Raw genomic sequence first — 18,852 nt, forward strand, 5'->3', positions numbered from 1 at the left:
TGTGGCCGGTCCGGTCCGGACTTCGCAGCCGACGTGATCAGGGCGGGCCGGCCAAGCCGCCCGTCTCCGGGTCGCGGCCCGTCAGGCAGTACGTGCCGCCCGCCGGATCCCGCAGCACGGTCCAGTGGCGGCCGCGGGAGATCGGCCGCGCCCCGGCGCGTTCGTGAGCGGCCCGGGTCGCCTCGACGTCCGCGCAGGCGAGGTCCAGGTGTGCGGAGGCGGGACGTTCCTCACCGAGCCGTTGCAGCAGGATGCGGATCGGCAGCCCGGGCGGCGGCCGCAGCACGTGGAACTCGGGGAGGGAACCCGGCCGGGACTCCCAGTCGGGCAGCAGGCCGCTCCAGAACGCGACGTCGGCGGCGTAGGACGACGGCGGGAGGTCGAGGCACACCTGGTCGAGGCGGCTGCCGCGGACCACCGGCGGCCGGACCGACTCGCCGTGCCAGGGTACCGCGCAGAACAGCCCGCCGGCGGGGGAGCGCAGGACGACGAGCGTGCCGTGGTCGGCCACCGTCCGCGCCCCGAGCCGATGCGCCGACGCGACGAACCCGGGTACGTCGGCGACCGCGAAGTCGAGATGCGCTCCGCCGCCGCCCTCCACGACCCCCTGGACCTTCACGCAGGCGTCGGCCCCGTCCGCCAGCAGGGTCGCGAACTCCCGGTGTTCTCCGCGGAGTCCGGACAGGCGGGTGCCGGTGACCGTCGTCCAGAAGTCACCGGCGCGCGCGAACGCGCCGGCGGGCCGGTCGACGAAGGCGTACGTCCACAGGACGGATGGACTCATGGCGGTGATCGTAGAGCGGCGCGGCGGGGCCGTCGCCCCCGGCCGGCCGACGGGCGGGACGTCCGGGTCCGTCACGGGCGGCCGGACGAGGTACCCGGGGGCGCCGCGGCCCTAACCCGCCGCCCCTCACTCGTGCGCGTGGTTCTCGGGCAGGGTTCGCCTCTGGTTCGGCGGGGATCGACCTCGGCTTGTTTGCATTGCGCAATGGACCACATCACGTTACTGGTGGCCGTCGTCATCGTCACGGCGCTCGCCTTCGACTTCACCAACGGTTTCCACGACACGGCGAACGCGATGGCGACGTCCATCGCCACCGGCGCGTTGCGGCCCAGAACGGCCGTAGTGATCAGCGGGGTCCTCAACGTGGTCGGCGCGTTCCTGTCCACCGAGGTCGCCAGAACGATCTCCGGCGGCATCGTGGACGACACCCTGGTCAGCCCGGGCATGATCTTCGCGGGGCTGGTCGGGGCGATCCTCTGGAACCTGCTGACCTGGCTGGTCGGGCTGCCGTCCAGCTCGTCGCACGCGCTGTTCGGCGGACTGATCGGGGCGGTCTGGATCGGGGCCGGCGCGCACGGCGTGCACGTCGACGAGGTGGTCGAGAAGGTGCTGATGCCGGCGGTGGCCTCACCGCTGGTGGCGGGGGTCGCGGCGCTGATCGCCACCCACCTCGCCTACAAGCTCACCAGCCGGGCCCGCGAGGCGTCGGTGACCCGGAGTTTCCGGCTCGGGCAGATCGCCTCGGCCTCGCTGGTCTCGCTCGCGCACGGCACGAACGACGCGCAGAAGACCATGGGTGTCATCACCCTGACGCTCATCTCGGCGGGCGCGCTCGGTCATGACGCGGGTCCGCCGATGTGGGTGGTCGCGTCGGCGGGGCTCGCCATCGGGCTGGGCACCTACCTCGGCGGCTGGCGGATCATCCGCACGATGGGCAAGGGGCTGACGGAGATCCGGTCGCCGCAGGGCTTCGCCGCCGAGACGGCCTCCACGACCGTCATCCTGACCTCCGCCCACCTCGGCTTCGCCCTGTCCACCACCCAGGTCGCCTCCGGCAGCATCCTCGGCGCCGGGCTCGGACGGCGGCTCGCGAAGGTGCGCTGGGGCGTGGCGGGGCGGATGGTGATCGCCTGGCTGGTCACGCTGCCGGCCGCCGCGCTCGTCGGCGGGGTCTCCGCTGGTGTGGTCAAGCACGGCGGGGACGCCGGCACGGTCGCCGTCGCCCTGGCCGGCGCGGCCGTCGCCGCGGGCATCGTGGTCCTGTCCCGGCGCAACCCGGTGCACGCGAACAACGTCAACGACACTCATGAGGTCGCCGTCCGAGCCGTCGAGCCGCCGAGCCGGCGCAGGTCGGCACGGTCGCCTGAGCCACGGGAGGGCACAGCGTGAGCCTCGACTGGAACGCGCTGGGCGAGGTCGCCGCCGTGAGTATCGGTGCCACTGTCGCCGTGGTCGTCGTCTTCGCTCTGGGCGTCCTCGGCCTCGCCGAGTTCGAGGGGGCGCGTGAGGAGGACGGCACGACCCACGTCCTGGGTCTCGCCCAGGCCGGCCTGTGCTTCGCCGCGTGCGCGGCGGTGGTGGCGTACGGGATCTGGCTGATCGTGCCGCTCTTCCACTGACCACTGACCACTGACCACTGATCCGCCGACGCCGGTGGAGGACGCCGGCCAGGGCTCGGCGGGCGCGCACACGCCGCAGGGGCCCGGCCGGACGGTGTCCGGCCGGGCCCCTGCGGGACGCCCGTGACCCGCGATGGTGCACCGATCGCCGGTCGGGGAGGCTGACGTGTGGTCAGGCCTTCTTGGTCTCCCAGAAGATCTTGTCGATCTGGGCGATGTAGTCCAGCGCCTTCTGGCCGGTGGCCGGGTCGGTGGACGCCTTGGCGGCCGAGAGGGCCTTCAGGGCGTCGTTGACCAGCTGGTGCAGCTCCGGGTACTTCTCGAAGTGCGGGGGCTTGAAGTAGTCGCTCCACAGTACGGAGACGTGGTGCTTCGCCAGCTCGGCGCGCTGCTCCTTGATGACGGTGGCGCGTGCCTGGAAGTGGGGGTCGTCGTTGGCGCCCATCTTTTCCTGGACGGCCTTGACCGACTCGGCTTCGATGCGGGCCTGGGCGGGGTCGTACACGCCGCAGGGCAGGTCGCAGTGGGCGCTGACCTTGACCTTGGGGGCGAACAGGCGGGAAAGCATGCGCAATCCTTCCTCGTGATCGTCTTCTCAGGTGCGACATTACTCCCCGGGAGACGGGTTTTCCTCAGTGCCCCCATGGGCTTAGGACAAAAGTCCGGGGTGAGACTGAGACTGGTGGAGGACCGACCGGGGAGGTGCCGGGTGATGCCGGAGCTGTCACAGGAGACCGAACGCAAGGGGGCCGTACTGCCGTTCGGGCTGGCCGAGGTGACCGGGCCGTCCATGGTGCCCACGCTCCGCCACGGCGACCAGCTCGTGGTGCAGTGGGGTGCCCGGATCCGGCCCGGTGACGTGGTCGTCCTGCGTCATCCGTTCCAGCAGGACCTGCTCGTCGTCAAGCGGGCCGCGCAGCGGCGCGAGGGCGGCTGGTGGGTGCTGGGGGACAACGCGTACGCCGGTGGCGACAGCACCGACTACGGGACCGTGCCCGACGAACTGGTGCTCGGCAAGGTCCGGTTCCGGTACCGGCCGCTCGGGCCGGATCAGCGCTCGCCGTTCGCCGTCGTGCGCTGGGCGGTGTCGGCCGCCAGGCCCGTGCTGTCCGGCCGGTCGGCCTCCAGGCGCTTGCGGGCGCGGTAGGCGGCCACGTTGGCGCGGGTCGCGCAGCGGTCGGAGCAGTAGCGCCGGGAGCGGTTGGTGGACGTGTCCAGGAAGGCGTTGCGGCACGGGGACGCCTCGCACAGGCCGAGGCGGTCGACGCCGTACTCCGTCAGGTGGAAGGCCAGGCCCATCGCCGCGATGGCCGCGTAGCCCGCGGTCACGTTGGACGGGTGGTCCGCCAGGTGCATGTGCCACAGCGGGCGGCCGTCGTCGTCCCGGAAGTCGTGCCCGGAGATCTGCGGGCTCACCGGGAACTCCAGCAGGAGTGAGTTCAGCAGGTCGACGGCGAGGGTCTCGTCACCGCCGTCCGCCGCCTCGAAGACCGCGCGCAGCCTTCCCCGGACCGAGCGGAACCGGGTCACGTCCGCGTCGGTGGCGCGACGGGCCGCCGACTGGTTCCCGCCGAACAGGTCGCGGATGGCCTCCACCGACGTCAGGGAGTCCTTGCCGCGGACCGGCTCCTCGCTGTTCACGAGGCGTACGGCGTAGTCCGAGTAATAGGCCAGTTCCACTTGTAGTCCTTACGGAGGCGTTCTATGGTCGTGGTGCGGTCGGGGTAACAGCCGGTCGTGCATCCAGGGTATTACGGGACCTAGGGGACGTGACCTCGTGCGACGGAGGGGCTCGATGACGGACACGAACGCGGACACCAGGACGGCCGGGGCCGACTGGCAGGCGTGGCAGCGGAGCTGGGACCGGCAGCAGGAGTGGTACATGCCGGACGGGAGGAGCGGTTCCGGATCATGCTCGACATGGTCGAGGCCCTCGTCGGCACCTCGCCCCGCGTCCTGGACCTGGCGTGCGGCACGGGAAGCATCACCGCCCGGCTGTTCGCCCGGTTCCCGCACGCCACCAGTACCGGCGTCGACCTCGACCCGGCGCTCCTCGCCATCGCGGAGGGCACCTTCGCGGACGACGAACGGGTCACCTTCGTCACCGCCGACCTCAAGGACCCCGACTGGCCGGCGAGGCTGCCGCACGACTCCTACGACGCCGTCCTGACCGCCACGGCCCTGCACTGGCTGCACAGCGAACCCCTCATGGCCCTCTACGGTCAGCTCGCGGACCTCGTCCGCGACGGCGGTGTCCTCATGAACGCGGACCACATGATCGACGAGTCCACGCCCCGGATCAACGCGGCCGAGCGCGCGCAGCGGCACGCCCGCATGGAACAGGCCGGACGGGACGGCGCCCTCGACTGGACGCGGTGGTGGCAGCTGGCGGGCCAGGACCCCGTCCTCGCCGAGCCCACGGCCCGGCGCTTCGAGATCTACGGCGAGCACGCGGACGGCGACATGCCGTCCGCGGCGTGGCACGCGCGCGTCCTGCGCGAGCAGGGCTTCACCGAAGCCCGCCCGGTGTGGTGCTCCCCGTCGGACACGCTGCTGCTGGCACTGAAGTAGCGCCGGAGCACGCGAGAAGGGGCGGTAGGGGAGTTCCGTACTCCCGTACCGCCCCTTCGGCGATTGGCCGTGGGCGTCTGCCTTCGCCTGTCGCCTGTCCCCTTCGGCTACAACACCTTCGACAGGAACGCCTGGGTGCGCTCGTGCTGGGGGTTCGTCAGGACGTCCCTCGGGTCGCCGGACTCGACCACCACGCCGCCGTCCATGAAGACCAGGCTGTCGCCGACCTCGCGGGCGAAGCCCATCTCGTGGGTGACGACGATCATCGTCATGCCGGACTCGGCGAGGTCGCGCATGACGTCGAGGACGTCACCGACCAGCTCCGGGTCCAGCGCCGAGGTCGGCTCGTCGAAGAGCATCAGCTTCGGGTCCATCGCCAGGGCGCGGGCGATCGCCACACGCTGCTGCTGGCCGCCGGAGAGCTGCGAGGGGTAGCTGCCCGCCTTGTCGGCCAGCCCGACCCGCTCCAGCAGCTGGTGCGCGCGCTCCCTGGCCTGCGTCCGGCTCACGCCCCTGACCTGGACCGGGGCCTCCATGACGTTCTCCGTGGCCGTCATGTGCGGGAACAGGTTGAAGCGCTGGAAGACCATGCCGATGTCCCGGCGCTTGACCGCGACCTCGCTGTCCTTCAGCTCGTACAGCTTGTCGCCCTTCTGGCGGTAGCCGACCAGCTCGCCGTCGACGTACAGCCGGCCGGCGTTGATCTTCTCCAGGTGGTTGATGCACCTGAGGAACGTGGACTTGCCGGAGCCGGAGGGGCCGATGAGGCAGAACACCTCGCCGGACTTCACCTCCAGGTCGATCCCCTTGAGGACCTCGACCAGGCCGAACGACTTGTGGACGCCCTCGGCCTTCACCATGGCGGTCATGCGGTACCTCCCGCCGACTTACGGTTCGACAGGGACAGCAGGTTCGCCCTGATCTTCTGGAACGGCGTGGCCGGCAGGCTGCGGCTGGAGCCGCGGGCGTAGTACCGCTCCAGGTAGTACTGGCCGACGCTGAAGAGCGAGGTCAGCACCAGGTACCAGGCCGCGGCGAGGAACAGCATCTCGGCCGGGGCGCCGGAGGTCTGGCCGATGTCCTGGGCGACGCGGAGCAGTTCCGAGTACTGGACCACGGACACCAGCGAGGTCGTCTTCAGCATGTTGATGACCTCGTTGCCCGTGGGCGGCACGATCACGCGCATCGCCTGCGGGACGACGATCCGGCGCAGCGTCTTGCCGTGGCTCATGCCCAGCGCGTGCGACGCCTCGGTCTGGCCCTCGTCGACCGAGAGCAGACCGGCCCGGCAGATCTCCGCCATGTACGCGGCCTCGTTGAGGCCGAGGCCGAGCAGCGCGGTCAGGAACGGGGTCATGAACTGCGACCACTCGTCCTTGTAGACCGGCCCGAGGTTGATGTACTCGAAGACCAGGCCCAGGTTGAACCAGACGATGAGCTGCACCAGGACCGGGGTGCCGCGGAAGAACCAGATGTAGAACCACGCGATGGACGAGGTGACCGGGTTCTTCGACAGGCGCATCACCGCCAGCAGGATGCCGCCGACGACGCCGATCAGCATGCACAGCACCGTGAGCAGCAGCGTCTTGCCGACGCCGCTGAGGATGCGGTCGTTGAAGAAGTAGTCCGGGATCGCCCCCCAGTTGATCCTGCCCTGGGAGAACGCGTAGATCACCCCGCCCAGCAGGGCGAGGGCGACGACGGCGGAGACGTACCGCCCGTAGTGACGGACCGGGATGGCCTTGATGGCCTCCGGGCCGGCCGGCGGGGTGTCCGCCGGCCCGTCCGTCTTGTCGATGTCAGCAGTCACGGGTATTGCCTTTCAGTGGCCGCAGGCCGCGCGGTCACTTGCCGCCGTTGATGGTGGCTTCCTTCACGGCGCCGTCCCCGACGCCCCACTTCTCGATGATCTTGTTGTACTCGCCGTTGGCGATGATCGCGTCAAGGGCGGCCTTCAGGGCGTCCCGCAGCTGGGTGTCGTCCTTGGCGACCGCGATGCCGTACGGGGCGGCCTCGACCTGCTCGCCGACCAGCTGGAAGTCCTTGCCGCCACCGGAGGTCTTCACGGCGTACGCGGCGACCGGGAAGTCGGAGGAACCGGCGTCGGCGCCGCCCGCGCGCAGGCGGGTCTGGGCCTGCTGGTCGTTGTCGAAGGCCTCGATGGAGATCGTTCTGCCGCCGGTGCACTTCTTCGACTCGGCCTTGGCGAGGTCCTCGGAGACCGTGCCGCGCTGGAGCACGATCTTCTTGCCGCACAGGTCGGACCAGCCCTTGATGCCCTGGTCGTCGCCCTTCTTGGTGTAGATCGAGACGCCGGCCGTGAAGTAGTCCACGAAGTCGACGCCCTCGCCGACCTTCTTGCCGGTGTCGGCGTCGATGCCCTCCTGGCGCTCCTTGGAGTCGGTCATCGCGGACATGGCGATGTCGTACCGGTCGGAGCGCAGACCCGTGAGCAGGGTGTCGAAGGTGCCGTTCTCGAACTCGAACGTCACACCGAGCTGCTTGCCCATGGCGGCGGCGATGTCCGGGTCGATGCCGACCGTCTTGCCGGAGCTGTCCTTGAACTCGACCGGGGCGTAGGCGATGTCGGAACCGACCTTGACGACCCCCGCGTCACGGATCTCCTTCGGCAGCTTGTCGGCCAGGGGGGCCGCGCTCGCCGAGGCGGTGTCGGTGCTGTCCGAGCCACTGTCCTTCGTCTGGTCACCGCAGCCGGTGAGCAGCAGGGTGCCTGCGACCGCGATCGCACCGACCGCTGCTAGCCGGGAGTGCGCGGCGGTCGTACGACGGGTGGAGCTTGCGGTCATGGTGGGTTCCTCCGGCGGATGGGTGGAGTTGCCGATGGGGCGGGCAGCCCGCCGAGGGGTTCGGCAGGTGCCTTGGACCCTGGAGTGGTCCTGGGTCGACGAGAGCACACGCCTTCGAGTGTCGCGACCTTGTGTGATGACCGCATCTTGCCATTCGGACGAAGGCACGCAGGGGGCCCTCCATGTCAAAATCGGATAACGGGTGACCCCCGAACCCCACCAGGTCGGTACATCCCGACCGCACCATCTGCGGGAATCCGTCCTTCCGGCCGGAAGATCTCCGGTGCATCTCGGGATACGGACCCGGGCGCGGGGCTGGTCACGGCCGGTAGAGCGGTCTGCGAGCGGTCGTCAAGAGGGTCTCAAGGGCTGGCGGCTAGATTCCGTCATGATCCATCTCACGGGCGCGAGGCCGCTTCCGGCTCCGGTGTGTGACCTTGCGCTATTGGACTCGTCGTCGGTGCCGTCCGTCGGGTAAGAAGGTTCTTTACACCCCTCATCCGGGGCTCAGGGCGCGTGTGCGGCGCGCCCGTCGCGTATGTGCCCGTACGTACCCCCGTACGCAGCACCACAGCAGCATCCCAGCAGCACACTCAGGGCCGTGCGCGGTGCCCGCCCACTTCTCAACCAGGAGTGGCCACCCTCAACCATGAAGACCTAAGGGGTAGAACAAAGTGGCAGCGGAGATCGTCAATCCTCGCAGCGACAGCAGCAGCAGTACGGAGCAGGAGGGCGGGGCCGAGCCCCTCGATTCCTTCGATCCGGCGTTCGCGCTGCACCGTGGCGGCAAGATGGCCGTGCAGGCCACCGTGCCCATCCGTGACAAGGACGACCTGTCCCTGGCCTACACGCCCGGCGTCGCGAAGGTGTGCAGCGCCATCGCCGAGCAGCCGGAACTGGTCCACGAGTACACATGGAAGTCGTCCGTGGTCGCCGTCGTGACCGACGGCACGGCCGTGCTCGGGCTCGGCGACATCGGGCCCGAGGCCTCCCTCCCGGTGATGGAGGGGAAGGCGATCCTGTTCAAGCAGTTCGGTGGCGTGGACGCCGTTCCGATCGCCCTGGCCTGCACGGACGTCGACGAGATCGTCGAGACCGTGGTGCGGCTCGCGCCCTCCTTCGGTGGCGTGAACCTGGAGGACATCTCGGCGCCGCGGTGTTTCGAGATCGAGCGCAGGCTCCAGGAGCGGCTGGACATTCCGATCTTCCACGACGACCAGCACGGTACGGCGGTCGTGACGCTGGCGGCGCTGCGGAACGCCGCGCGGCTGACCGGGCGGGGGATCGGGGATCTGCGGGTGGTGATCTCGGGTGCGGGCGCGGCCGGGGTCGCCATCGCGAAGATGCTGGTCGAGGCGGGGATCGGGGACGTTGCGGTCGCCGACCGCAAGGGCATCGTGTCCGGTGACCGGGACGATCTGACGTCCGTGAAGCGGGAGCTGGCTTCCTTCACGAACAAGGCCGGTCTCAGCGGGTCGCTGGAGGCGGCGCTGGAGGGCGCCGACGTCTTCGTCGGGGTGTCCGGCGGGACGGTGCCGGAGCCGGCGGTGGCCTCGATGGCCGAGGGGGCCTTCGTGTTCGCGATGGCCAACCCGAACCCCGAGGTGCATCCCGATGTCGCCCACAAGTACGCGGCGGTCGTGGCCACCGGGCGCTCGGACTTCCCTAACCAGATCAACAACGTGCTGGCGTTTCCGGGGATCTTCGCGGGGGCGTTGCAGGTGCGGGCCTCCCGGATCACGGAGGGGATGAAGATCGCGGCGGCGGAGGCGCTGGCGGCGGTGGTCGGGGACGATCTCGCCGCGGACTACGTGATTCCCTCGCCGTTCGACGAGCGGGTGGCTCCGGCGGTGACGGCGGCGGTGGCCGCGGCGGCGCGGGCCGAGGGTGTGGCTCGGCGGTGAGGTTGTCGTGAGGGTGGCCCCGTCCGGGTGACGGGGCCATTTTCTGTTGGGGGTGCGGGGGTGCGGGGGTGCGGGGGTGTGGGGGTGTGGGGCGCGGGGCGCGGGGGGTGTGATGCCTGCGGCGGCCTGTGGGGGTGGGTGGGGATGCGCGTAGCGCGTTCGGTCGGGTGGGGGGTCGGGGACGGGTCGGGGGTGTCCGTCCTCGGAACGTCGCGGAATGGGGTGTTCGCCGAGGTGCCCTGCGTTGACGCGACAACCGCTGCGGGCGGACACCCCCGACCCGTCCCCTTCCCGCCGTACGCGGGTGCGGCCCCCTGGTGGTGCTGGTTCAGGGCCCCTTGCGGCCCGTCCAGGGTTTGCGGGGGGCGCGTCTCGGTGCCGGTCCAGGGGAGTTCAGCCCGTCCGGCGTTTGAGGACGAGGCCCCTTCGGGGCCGACAGCGGGGGCTGGGGGCGGCAGCCCACAGGGGGCTCGCACTGGGGGAGAGGGTGGGGTTCCGGGGCCTGACAAGAGGGCGTGTGTCACAGCGCCGCCTGGTTCCGTGGGCCGTCGGCGGACCCTATCGTCAAGGTCATGTTCGCTGCCTACGCCGCCCGAATCGACCGCGACCAGCCCCTCACCGGCCTCGAACTGGGAGAGCGTCCCGCTCCCGAGGCCCGGCCCGGCTGGAGCACCGTGAACGTCAAGGCCGCCTCCCTCAACCACCACGACCTCTGGTCACTGCGGGGCGTGGGCCTGTCCGAGGACAGGCTGCCGATGATCCTGGGCTGTGACGCCGCCGGTGTCGACGAGGACGGCAACGAGATCGTCCTGCACTCCGTCATCGGACAGACCGGGCACGGGGTCGGCCCGAAGGAGCCCCGTTCCATCCTCACCGAGCGTTACCATGGGACGTTCGCCGAGCAGGTCGCCGTACCGACCTGGAACGTCCTGCCCAAGCCCAGGGAGCTGTCGTTCGAGGAGGCCGCCTGTCTGCCGACGGCCTGGCTGACGGCGTACCGGATGCTCTTCACCAACGCGGGCGTGCGCCCCGGTGACTCCGTACTCGTGCAGGGCGCGGGCGGCGGGGTCGCCACGGCCGCCATCGTGCTCGGCAAGGCCGCGGGCCTGCGGGTCTTCGCCACCAGCCGGGACGAGGCCAAGCGGAAGCGGGCCGTGGAGCTGGGCGCCGTGGAGGCACTGGAGTCGGGTGCGCGGCTGCCGCAGCGCGTGGACGCCGTCATGGAGACCGTCGGCGCCGCCACCTGGTCGCACTCGGTCAAGTCCCTGAAGCCGGGCGGCACGCTCGTCATCTCCGGGGCCACGAGCGGCGACCGGCCCTCGCACGCCGAGCTGACCCGGATCTTCTTCCTGGAGCTCAGGGTGGTGGGGTCGACGATGGGCACCAAGGACGAACTGGAGGACCTGCTCTCCTTCTGTGCCGCCACCGGCGTACGGCCCGTCATCGACGAGGTGCTGCCGCTGGACCGGGCCCGGGAGGGCTTCGAACGGCTGGCGGCCGGGGAGCAGTTCGGCAAGATCGTCCTCACGGGCGGCTAGACATCCGGGCTTTCCTCCCTCTTGGGTCTCTTGTGCGCGGCCGGTCCGGGTTCGGGCCGGCCGTCCGTGTGTCAACTGTGGTTGACATGTGCGAGGTGTCAACGTAGGTTGACGTCATGACCGAAGCAACGGATCTCGCCGAGCGTGCGGGTGACCGCGATCCCCGGATCGGGCTGCGGGCCGTCGCCGCGCTGCGCCGGCTGCTGGAGCAGCTGGAGGCGGTGCAGGTGCGCAGCGCGCGCCATCAGGGCTGGTCGTGGCAGGAGATCGCCGCGGAGCTCGGTGTGAGCAGGCAGGCCGTGCACAAGAAGTACGGGAGGCATTGATGTTCGAGCGGTTCACCAAGAGTGCCCGGGACGTGGTGCGCGAGGCATGGGAGCACGCCGAGCGGGCGGGAGCGTCGTCGGTGGAGCCGGAGCACATACTGCTCGCTCTGCTGGACCGCGAGGCCAGTCGTGGGTCCTTCGCGCTGTCCGCGCTGGGGCTCGCCGAGCGCGGGGACGCGGTCCGGGAGGCGCTGGTCGAGGCGCGACGGCGGGCCGGGCTGTCCCAGGCGGAGACCGATGCCCTGGCGGGACTGGGCATCGACGTCTCGGAGATCGTCGCCCGGGTCGAGGAGGCGCACGGCGTGGGGGCGATGTCCGGTGAGACGAAGGGCAAGGGGTGGTGGTCCGGACGCCGTTCCTTCGGGCGGGGCGGCAAGGAGGTGCTGGAGAAGGCCCTGCGGATCGCGCTGGCCCACCAGGACCGTCACATCGGCGACGAACACATCCTGCTGGCCCTCGCCGCCCGCCCCGGTGTGCCCGCGGAGGTCCTCGCCGACCACGGGGTGACGTACGAGTCGCTGACACGGGTGCTGTACGGGGAGGGCGAGGCCAAGGCGGGCTGAGGGGGCCGGGGCCGATCCCTGGGGGCGCCTCTTCGGGTGGTGCGGCTGAGCTGCCGCTCGGGCAGCTCAACTCGGTACGGGACGCGCTGGGTTCCATGGCCGCCGCGCAGTACCGCGACGGTGGCCTGGAACCCGCGCCGCACCTGGCGTTGTCGGTCAGGGCTTCGAGGTGCGCAGGAGTGCCCCGATGTGGGCCGCCGCCGCCGAGAGGTGGCGGCGGGTGTCGCGGAGCTGGTCGGCCGTGACGCCGTGGTCCCGGGCGGCGTCGCGGATGTCGTCCCGGAAGCGGTCGAGCAGGCGGTCCAGGTCACGGGCCGGCTCGCCGGTGGAGTCCTCGTGGGCCCACGACGGCTCGTACTCGCCGGGGAAGTCCTCCGGGGTCTGCGTGTACTCGGGTGTCGGCGCGGCTTTCTCTGCGGTGCCGTGGCCCCGGCCGAAACCGAAGTCCTTCCCGAACTCCTTGCCGTAGTCCTTCCCGAACTCGCCGAACTCCTTGGTGAGTTCGCTCAGGCCCTCGCGCAGGCCCGTCGGCCAGTCGCCCCGTGTGAAGTGGTCCTGGACCTGTTCCTGGACCCGCCGGGCGATGCGCTGGACCTCCTCCTGGGCCTGCGTGTGAGCCCGCTCCTGTGCCTCCTTGGCCTGGCGGCGGGCCCGTTGGGCCTCCTCGCGGGCCCGGCGGCTCTCGTCCTTGGCGCGCCGGGCCTGCTCCTTCCACTCCTGCTTGACGCGGCGCATCTCCTCCTTGGCGATGCGCCACGCCTCGTTGTCGGTGAAGTCCCCGGGGGAGCCGCCGCGTTCGCCGCCGACGCCGTCGGCCTCGGCGCCGGCGGCACCGGCACCGCTGCGGGCCTCGGAGGCGGCCGCCCGCATCTCGCGCCGCAGGTCGCCCGCCGCTCCGCGCACGTCCGCCCGGATCTCGGCGGCGAGTTCCGCGACCGACTCGCGGATCTCCAGTTCCAGGTCGGCCAGTTCCCCGCTCCGGTCGGCCAGTTCGGCGCGGCCGGCATCCGTGATGGCGTACACCTTGCGGCCGCCCTCGGTGGTGTGGGTGACCAGGCCCTCGGTCTCCAGCTTGGCCAGGCGGGGGTAGACGGTGCCCGCGGAGGGCGCGTACAGCCCCTGGAAGCGCTCTTCCAGGAGGCGGATCACCTCGTAGCCGTGACGCGGGGCCTCGTCCAGCAGCTTCAGCAGGTAGAGGCGGAGGCGGCCGTGGGCGAAGACGGGGGGCATCTCAGAGCACCTTCTTGTCGGTCGTGCCGTCGGCCGGGGCGCCGGTCGAGCCGGTGTCCGGGCCGGAAACGGAATTGTCCCCCGAGGTGCCGCGCGGCTGGTCCGCCGGGGTTCCGCTCGTGGGCCCGGCCCCCTGGTGTGCCCCCGCTCCGCCTCCGCCGTCCCACGGTTCGTGCTCGTCCTCCCGGGGAGGGCGGCGCAGCAGGGCGATCGAGCCGGAGATGGTGGTCGCCCGCAGCTTGCCGGTACCCGCGCCGAGGCGGCCGGTGATCTTGTGGGCGCCCCACTGGCCGTGCACCCGCAGGCCGTCGAAGGCGTTGGAGATCGTGCCGCTGGCGGTGTTGGCCTCGACCTCCGCGTCGGCCGGCTGGGGCAGCCGGATGGCGATCTCGCCCGAGACGCTGGTCAGCCTGATGTCCGTGGGCCCGTCCGGATCGAGGTCGACGATCATCGAGCCGCTGACCGAGTCGCCCCGCACGGAGGGACCGGAGCCCTCGACGACCGTGAGGTCCCCGGAGACCGAGTTGAACCGGAGGTCGCCGGTGACGGCCTGCGCCTCCAGGTTCCCGGAGACCGTGTCGGCGCGGACCGGGCCGGAGAGTCCGACGAGTGTCGTGTCACCGGTGACGCCCTTGACCACCGACGATCCGCGTACGCCGGAGACGACGGCGGCCGCGTCGACCACGCCGACCTCCACGCGGGTGTCGGCCGGCACCGCCAGCGAGACGACGGCGCTGCGCCGCCAGCCCTTGCGGTCGAGCCACTTGAGGAAGCCCTTCCAGGGCAGGTCGTCGTACGCCACCGTGAGCGTGCCGTCGTCCTGGGTCACCACCAGGGGCGGGCCCTGGATGTCGGAGACCTCCAGGCGTGCGGAACGTTCGTCCGTGCCCACCACGTTCACCGTGCCACTGACGATGCGTACGTGGAGGGTCGTGACGGGATCGTCGAAGGTGAGCTTGGTGGGCTCCGTGACGGACCACTCGGGCATGTGCGGACCTCCCCGTCGTGACGCGCCATATCGCGTCATCTGTTGTTCACGATATATCGCGCACACGGAAAGTCAAGACACTCATAGGCTCCCCGGAACGGCGCCGGACCGGTCACGCGGGCCACGAAAAAGGTGGGCGCCACACCGGCGCCCACCCGAGCGAGATCCCGCCGAGCGAGGATCGCTACTCGTCGTCCTCGTCGTCCAACCGGGCCAGCCAGGTCGCCAGCCGCTCCACCGGCACCTCGAAGTCCGGGTTCAGATCGACGAAGGTCCGCAGCTGCTCGGCGAGCCACTCGAAGGTGACCTCCTCCGCGCCGCGCCGCTTCTCCAGTTCCTCGATGCCTCGGTCGGTGAAGTACATGGGGTCGCTCTCCTGCGTCCGGACGGGGTGCTGGGAACCAGCCTACGTAGCCGCGCGGCCCGCGCTCGCGAAAGGGCCCGGCCCCGAGTCACCACGACTCGGGGCCGGGCCCTGTGCTCAGGCCACCTCAGGTCCGTTCAGAGGCTCAGGCCTCGAAGACCTCGCGCACCAGCTGCTCCTGCTCGGCCTGGTGGCGCTTCGCCGAACCGACGGCGGGGGAAGAGCCGTGCGGGCGGGAGATCCGCCGCAGACGCTCCCCGTGGGGTACGTCCGCGCCGACCGCCAGGTCCAGGTGGTCGATCAGGTTGAGGGCGATGAACGGCCAGGCACCCTGGTTGGCCGGCTCCTCCTGGGCCCACAGGTACTTCTCGGCGTTCGGGTACTTGGCGATCTCGGCCTGGAGCTCGGCACCCGGGAGCGGGTACAGGCGCTCGATGCGGATGATCGCCGTGTCCGTGACACCGCGCTTCTGACGCTCGCCCTCGAGGTCGTAGTAGACCTTGCCGGCGCAGAAGACGACCTTCTTGACGGCGGCCGGGTCGACCGACGTGTCACCGATGACCGGGCGGAACTGACCGGTGGTGAACTCCTCCGCCTTCGAGGCCGCGGCCTTCAGACGCAGCATCGACTTCGGAGTGAAGACGACCAGCGGCTTGTGGTGCGGGTTGTGCACCTGCCACCGCAGGAGGTGGAAGTAGTTCGACGGCAGCGTGGGCATGGCCACCGTCATGTTGTTCTGCGCGCACATCTGGAGGAAGCGCTCCGGGCGGGCGGACGAGTGGTCCGGGCCCTGGCCCTCGTAGCCGTGCGGCAGGAGCAGGACGACGCCGGAGGTCTGGGCCCACTTCTGCTCCGCCGACGAGATGAACTCGTCCACGACCGTCTGGGCGCCGTTGACGAAGTCGCCGAACTGCGCCTCCCACATCACGAGCGCGTCGGGGCGGGCCAGCGAGTAGCCGTACTCGAAGCCCATCGCCGCGTACTCGGACAGGAGCGAGTTGTAGACGTTGTACCGCGCCTGGTCCTCGGAGAGGTACATCAGCGGCGTGAACTCCTCGCCGGTGGCCCGGTCGATCAGCACCGCGTGGCGCTGGCCGAACGTGCCGCGCTGCGAGTCCTGGCCCGCCAGGCGCACCGGGACGCCCTCCAGCAGGAGGGAGCCGACGGCGAGGGTCTCGCCCATGCCCCAGTCGATCGTGCCGTCCTCGACCATGGCCGCCCGGCGCTGGAGCTGCGGCAGCAGACGCGGGTGGGCGGTGATGTGGTCGGGGATGTTGACCTGGGACTCGGCGATCCGCTTGACGACCTCCGTGGTCACCGCGGTGTTCACGGCGACCGGGAACTCCGCCTGCGGGTCGGAGGACTCCACCACCGAGGGCTGCGAAGTGGCCTCGCGGACCTCCGTGAAGACCTTCTCCAGCTGGCCCTGGTAGTCCTGCAGGGCCTGCTCGGCCTCTTCCAGGGTGATGTCGCCGCGCCCGATCAGCGACTCGGTGTACAGCTTGCGCACCGAGCGCTTCTTGTCGATCAGGTCGTACATCAGGGGCTGGGTGAAGGCCGGGTTGTCCGACTCGTTGTGACCGCGGCGGCGGTAGCAGATGAGGTCGATCACCACGTCCTTGTTGAACGCCTGGCGGAACTCGAAGGCCAGCCGCGCGACGCGGACCACGGCCTCCGGGTCGTCGCCGTTCACGTGGAAGATCGGCGCCTCGATCATGCGGGCCACGTCCGTCGCGTACATGGAGGAACGTGAGGACTCGGGCGCCGCGGTGAAGCCGACCTGGTTGTTGATGACGATGTGGACGGTGCCGCCGGTGCGGTAACCCCGCAGCTGCGACATGTTCAGGGTCTCGGCCACCACGCCCTGGCCCGCGAAGGCCGCGTCGCCGTGCAGGGCCACGGGCAGGACCGTGAAGTCGGTGCCGCCCTTGTTGATGATGTCCTGCTTGGCGCGCGAGACGCCCTCCAGGATCGGGTCGACCGCCTCCAGGTGCGAGGGGTTGGCGACGAGCGTGACCTTGATCTGCTCGCCGTCCAGGCCCGTGAAGGTGCCCTCCGCGCCCAGGTGGTACTTCACGTCGCCGGAGCCGTGCATCGACTTCGGGTCGAGGTTGCCCTCGAACTCGCGGAAGATCTGGGCGTACGACTTGCCGACGATGTTCGCCAGGACGTTCAGCCGGCCGCGGTGGGCCATGCCGATGACGACCTCGTCCAGGCGCGACTCGGCGGCCGAGTCCAGCACCGCGTCGAGCAGCGGGATGACGGACTCGCCGCCCTCCAGGGAGAAGCGCTTCTGGCCGACGTACTTCGTCTGCAGGAAGGTCTCGAAGGCCTCCGCCGCGTTCAGCCGGCGCAGGATGCGCAGCTGCTCCTCGCGCTCCGGCTTGGTGTGCGAGCGCTCGATGCGGTCCTGGATCCACTTGCGCTGCTTCGGGTCCTGGATGTGCATGAACTCGACGCCCGTGGTGCGGCAGTACGAGTCGCGCAGCACGCCGAGGATGTCACGCAGCTTCATCAGGGACTTGCCCGCGAAGCCGCCGACGGCGAACTCGCGCTCCAGGTCCCACAGCGTCAGGCCGTGCTCGGTGATGTCCAGGTCGGGGTGCTTGCGCTGGCGGTACTCCAGCGGGTCGGTGTCGGCCATGACGTGGCCGCGGACCCGGTAGGAGTGGATCAGCTCGAAGACCCGGGCGGCCTTGGTGACGTCGTCGTCGTGGCTGGCGTCGATGTCCTTGAGCCAGCGGACCGGCTCGTAGGGGATGCGCAGCGCCTCGAAGATGTCGTCGTAGAAGCCCTGCTCGCCGAGGAGGTAGTTCGCGACGACGCGCAGGAACTCGCCGGAGGCGGCGCCCTGGATCACCCGGTGGTCGTAGGTCGACGTGAGCGTCATGACCTTCGAGATGCCGAGCTTGTTCAGGGTGTCCTGGCTGGTGCCCTGGAACTCCGCCGGGTAGTCCATCGAACCGACGCCCATGATGACCGACTGGCCGGGCATCAGCCGCGGCACCGAGTGGACGGTGCCGAGACCACCGGGGTTGGTCAGGGAGACCGTGACACCGGTGAAGTCGTCCATCGTCAGCTTGCCGTCGCGGGCGCGGCGGACGATGTCCTCGTAGGCCTGCCAGAACTCGAAGAAGTTCAGCGTCTCGGCCTTCTTGATGCCGGCGACGACGAGCTGGCGGTCACCGTTCGGCTTCACCAGGTCGATCGCCAGGCCGAAGTTGACGTGCGCGGGCTTGACGAGGGTCGGCTTGCCGTCCTTCTCCGCGTAGTGCCAGTTCATCGACGGCATGGCCTTGATGGCCTGCACCATCGCGTACCCGATCAGGTGCGTGAAGGAGATCTTCCCGCCCCGGGCGCGCTTGAGGTGGTTGTTGATGACGATGCGGTTGTCGAAGAGCAGCTTCACCGGGACCGCGCGCACGGACGTGGCCGTGGGCAGCTCCAGCGAGGCGTTCATGTTCTTCGCGACCGCGGCGGCGGGACCGCGCAGCGTCACCAGCTCGGGGCCGTCCGCGGACGCCGCGGGCTCGGCCTTGGCCGCGGGCTTCGCGGCGGCGGGCTTCGCGGCCGGAGCGGGCGCGGCGGCCTTGGCGGGCGCCGGAGCCGGGGCAGCGGGCTGCGCCGCGGGTGCCGGGGCGGCCGGAGCCGCGGCCTTGGCCGGTGCGGGCGCGGACGCCTGGGCCGGTGCGGCGGCAGGCGTGGACCGGGCCGGGGTGGGGGTGGTTCCCGCGGCCCCCGTGGCCGCAGTACCCGCCGGAGCCGAGGCGACGGCCGCGCCCGGCTTGTAATCGGCGAAGAAGTCCCACCAGGCTCGGTCTACGGAGTTCGGGTCCTGGAGGTACTGCTGATAGATCTCGTCGACGAGCCACTCGTTGGGACCGAACGCCGCGGCGGGGTTCTTCCCGGCTTGGTCGTCGGTCGAGATGCTCGAGTTACTGGGGGACTGTGGCGACACGGCGGCAACCGCCCTCTTCCGCTTCACAAGGTGATGGACAGCGGGAATAAAGGCTACGCCTCCCCGACCGGGAAGGTCAGGCCGGGCCCGTTCATCGTCGTGTAAGTCACATGAAAGCGCGTGTTTCGGGGATGGAAATGGCGGGAAACAAGCGTGGTTCTGCTTCAGCGGGGACGGCGCGGCCCGGCCTCGGCGCGACG

At 70.5% G+C, this 18,852-nt stretch carries 17 protein-coding genes and 1 pseudogene; 8 read left to right on the forward strand and 10 right to left on the reverse strand.

Annotated elements, in window-relative coordinates:
• Positions 1-37: 37 nt before the first annotated feature.
• Positions 38-784: a VOC family protein gene (locus tag QQS16_RS27475; protein ID WP_286064701.1), complete on the reverse strand. Its 747-nt coding sequence runs from the start codon at positions 782-784 to the stop codon at positions 38-40.
• A 204-nt stretch (positions 785-988) separates the two neighbouring features.
• On the opposite strand from QQS16_RS27475, the gene QQS16_RS27480 reads away from it, so the two are divergent.
• Together QQS16_RS27480 and QQS16_RS27485 are read left to right on the forward strand one after the other, a co-directional pair.
• Entirely contained in the window at positions 989-2,173 is a 1,185-nt protein-coding gene (locus QQS16_RS27480) for an inorganic phosphate transporter (RefSeq protein WP_286064702.1), read from the forward strand.
• Entirely contained in the window at positions 2,170-2,403 is a 234-nt protein-coding gene (locus QQS16_RS27485; protein ID WP_286064703.1) for a hypothetical protein, read from the forward strand. The genes QQS16_RS27480 and QQS16_RS27485 overlap by 4 nt, the downstream gene beginning before the upstream one ends.
• A 172-nt stretch (positions 2,404-2,575) precedes the next feature.
• On the opposite strand, the gene sodN is transcribed toward QQS16_RS27485, so the two are convergent.
• Entirely contained in the window at positions 2,576-2,971 is a 396-nt protein-coding gene (gene sodN / locus QQS16_RS27490; RefSeq protein ID WP_286064704.1) for a superoxide dismutase, Ni, read from the reverse strand.
• 144 nt (positions 2,972-3,115) lie between these two features.
• Between sodN and sodX the strand changes: the two genes are divergently transcribed.
• Positions 3,116-3,550, forward strand: a complete 435-nt coding sequence (gene sodX / locus QQS16_RS27495; RefSeq protein ID WP_286064705.1) for a nickel-type superoxide dismutase maturation protease — start codon at positions 3,116-3,118, stop codon at positions 3,548-3,550.
• Here the strand turns inward: sodX and QQS16_RS27500 are convergent.
• Entirely contained in the window at positions 3,454-4,083 is a 630-nt protein-coding gene (locus QQS16_RS27500; RefSeq protein ID WP_286064706.1) for a CGNR zinc finger domain-containing protein, read from the reverse strand. The genes sodX and QQS16_RS27500 overlap by 97 nt on opposite strands.
• Before the next feature lie 115 nt (positions 4,084-4,198).
• Here QQS16_RS27500 and QQS16_RS27505 point away from each other — a divergent pair.
• Positions 4,199-4,974: pseudogene (locus tag QQS16_RS27505) on the forward strand (class I SAM-dependent methyltransferase).
• A gap of 107 nt (positions 4,975-5,081) precedes the next feature.
• Here QQS16_RS27505 and QQS16_RS27510 read toward each other — a convergent pair.
• From QQS16_RS27510 to QQS16_RS27520, 3 genes are read right to left on the reverse strand one after another with little or no spacing between them, the layout of a single operon-like run.
• A complete protein-coding gene (locus QQS16_RS27510; protein WP_286064707.1) occupies positions 5,082-5,843 on the reverse strand; it encodes an amino acid ABC transporter ATP-binding protein in 762 nt (253 codons plus the stop codon).
• Positions 5,840-6,784 carry an amino acid ABC transporter permease gene (locus QQS16_RS27515; protein WP_286064708.1) on the reverse strand — a complete coding sequence of 315 codons (945 nt, stop codon included), beginning with the start codon at positions 6,782-6,784 and terminating at the stop codon, positions 5,840-5,842. Before QQS16_RS27515 ends, QQS16_RS27510 begins: the two co-directional genes overlap by 4 nt.
• A gap of 34 nt (positions 6,785-6,818) precedes the next feature.
• Positions 6,819-7,781: an ABC transporter substrate-binding protein gene (locus tag QQS16_RS27520; RefSeq protein ID WP_286064709.1), complete on the reverse strand. Its 963-nt coding sequence runs from the start codon at positions 7,779-7,781 to the stop codon at positions 6,819-6,821.
• A gap of 674 nt (positions 7,782-8,455) precedes the next feature.
• On the opposite strand from QQS16_RS27520, the gene QQS16_RS27525 reads away from it, so the two are divergent.
• From QQS16_RS27525 to QQS16_RS27540, 4 genes are all read left to right on the forward strand, one after another.
• Complete coding sequence (locus QQS16_RS27525) at positions 8,456-9,685, forward strand: NAD(P)-dependent malic enzyme (protein WP_286064710.1); 1,230 nt, start codon at positions 8,456-8,458, stop codon at positions 9,683-9,685.
• Positions 9,686-10,257: 572 nt separating this feature from the next.
• A complete protein-coding gene (locus QQS16_RS27530) occupies positions 10,258-11,223 on the forward strand; it encodes a zinc-binding dehydrogenase (RefSeq protein ID WP_286064711.1) in 966 nt (321 codons plus the stop codon).
• Positions 11,224-11,339: 116 nt separating this feature from the next.
• The gene (locus QQS16_RS27535; protein WP_164434823.1) at positions 11,340-11,549 is read left to right on the forward strand and encodes a helix-turn-helix domain-containing protein; all 210 of its coding nucleotides are present in this window, start codon (positions 11,340-11,342) and stop codon (positions 11,547-11,549) included.
• Entirely contained in the window at positions 11,549-12,112 is a 564-nt protein-coding gene (locus tag QQS16_RS27540) for a Clp protease N-terminal domain-containing protein (protein WP_286064712.1), read from the forward strand. The genes QQS16_RS27535 and QQS16_RS27540 overlap by 1 nt, the downstream gene beginning before the upstream one ends.
• 156 nt (positions 12,113-12,268) lie before the next feature.
• Here the strand turns inward: QQS16_RS27540 and QQS16_RS27545 are convergent, their stop codons facing one another.
• From QQS16_RS27545 to QQS16_RS27560, 4 genes are all read right to left on the reverse strand, one after another.
• Positions 12,269-13,342, reverse strand: a complete 1,074-nt coding sequence (locus QQS16_RS27545; protein WP_286064713.1) for a PadR family transcriptional regulator — start codon at positions 13,340-13,342, stop codon at positions 12,269-12,271.
• A 1-nt stretch (position 13,343) separates the two neighbouring features.
• Positions 13,344-14,330 (reverse strand): DUF4097 family beta strand repeat-containing protein, encoded by a 987-nt coding sequence (locus tag QQS16_RS27550; protein ID WP_286064714.1) that lies wholly within the window; start codon positions 14,328-14,330, stop codon positions 13,344-13,346.
• A 184-nt stretch (positions 14,331-14,514) separates the two neighbouring features.
• The gene (locus QQS16_RS27555) at positions 14,515-14,694 is read right to left on the reverse strand and encodes a DUF6104 family protein (protein ID WP_073491365.1); all 180 of its coding nucleotides are present in this window, start codon (positions 14,692-14,694) and stop codon (positions 14,515-14,517) included.
• Positions 14,695-14,839: 145 nt separating this feature from the next.
• On the reverse strand, positions 14,840-18,652 hold the full coding sequence (locus tag QQS16_RS27560) for a multifunctional oxoglutarate decarboxylase/oxoglutarate dehydrogenase thiamine pyrophosphate-binding subunit/dihydrolipoyllysine-residue succinyltransferase subunit (RefSeq protein WP_286064715.1): 3,813 nt from the start codon (positions 18,650-18,652) through the stop codon (positions 14,840-14,842).
• Positions 18,653-18,852 lie beyond the last annotated feature (200 nt).

Origin of the sequence: Streptomyces sp. ALI-76-A (assembly GCF_030287445.1) — a bacterium.
Classification (GTDB): Bacteria; Actinomycetota; Actinomycetes; order Streptomycetales; family Streptomycetaceae; genus Streptomyces.

Excerpts from the sequence above, each read along its gene's own strand:
- QQS16_RS27475 (WP_286064701.1), bottom strand. The coding sequence starts at position 784 with ATGAGTCCATCCGTCCTGTGGACGTACGCCTTCGTCGACCGGCCCGCC.
- QQS16_RS27480 (WP_286064702.1), top strand. The coding sequence starts at position 989 with ATGGACCACATCACGTTACTGGTGGCCGTCGTCATCGTCACGGCGCTC.
- sodN (WP_286064704.1), bottom strand. The coding sequence starts at position 2,971 with ATGCTTTCCCGCCTGTTCGCCCCCAAGGTCAAGGTCAGCGCCCACTGC.
- sodX (WP_286064705.1), top strand. The coding sequence starts at position 3,116 with ATGCCGGAGCTGTCACAGGAGACCGAACGCAAGGGGGCCGTACTGCCG.
- QQS16_RS27510 (WP_286064707.1), bottom strand. The coding sequence starts at position 5,843 with ATGACCGCCATGGTGAAGGCCGAGGGCGTCCACAAGTCGTTCGGCCTG.
- QQS16_RS27520 (WP_286064709.1), bottom strand. The coding sequence starts at position 7,781 with ATGACCGCAAGCTCCACCCGTCGTACGACCGCCGCGCACTCCCGGCTA.
- QQS16_RS27530 (WP_286064711.1), top strand. The coding sequence starts at position 10,258 with ATGTTCGCTGCCTACGCCGCCCGAATCGACCGCGACCAGCCCCTCACC.
- QQS16_RS27535 (WP_164434823.1), top strand. The coding sequence starts at position 11,340 with ATGACCGAAGCAACGGATCTCGCCGAGCGTGCGGGTGACCGCGATCCC.
- QQS16_RS27540 (WP_286064712.1), top strand. The coding sequence starts at position 11,549 with ATGTTCGAGCGGTTCACCAAGAGTGCCCGGGACGTGGTGCGCGAGGCA.
- QQS16_RS27545 (WP_286064713.1), bottom strand. The coding sequence starts at position 13,342 with ATGCCCCCCGTCTTCGCCCACGGCCGCCTCCGCCTCTACCTGCTGAAG.
- QQS16_RS27550 (WP_286064714.1), bottom strand. The coding sequence starts at position 14,330 with ATGCCCGAGTGGTCCGTCACGGAGCCCACCAAGCTCACCTTCGACGAT.
- QQS16_RS27555 (WP_073491365.1), bottom strand. The coding sequence starts at position 14,694 with ATGTACTTCACCGACCGAGGCATCGAGGAACTGGAGAAGCGGCGCGGC.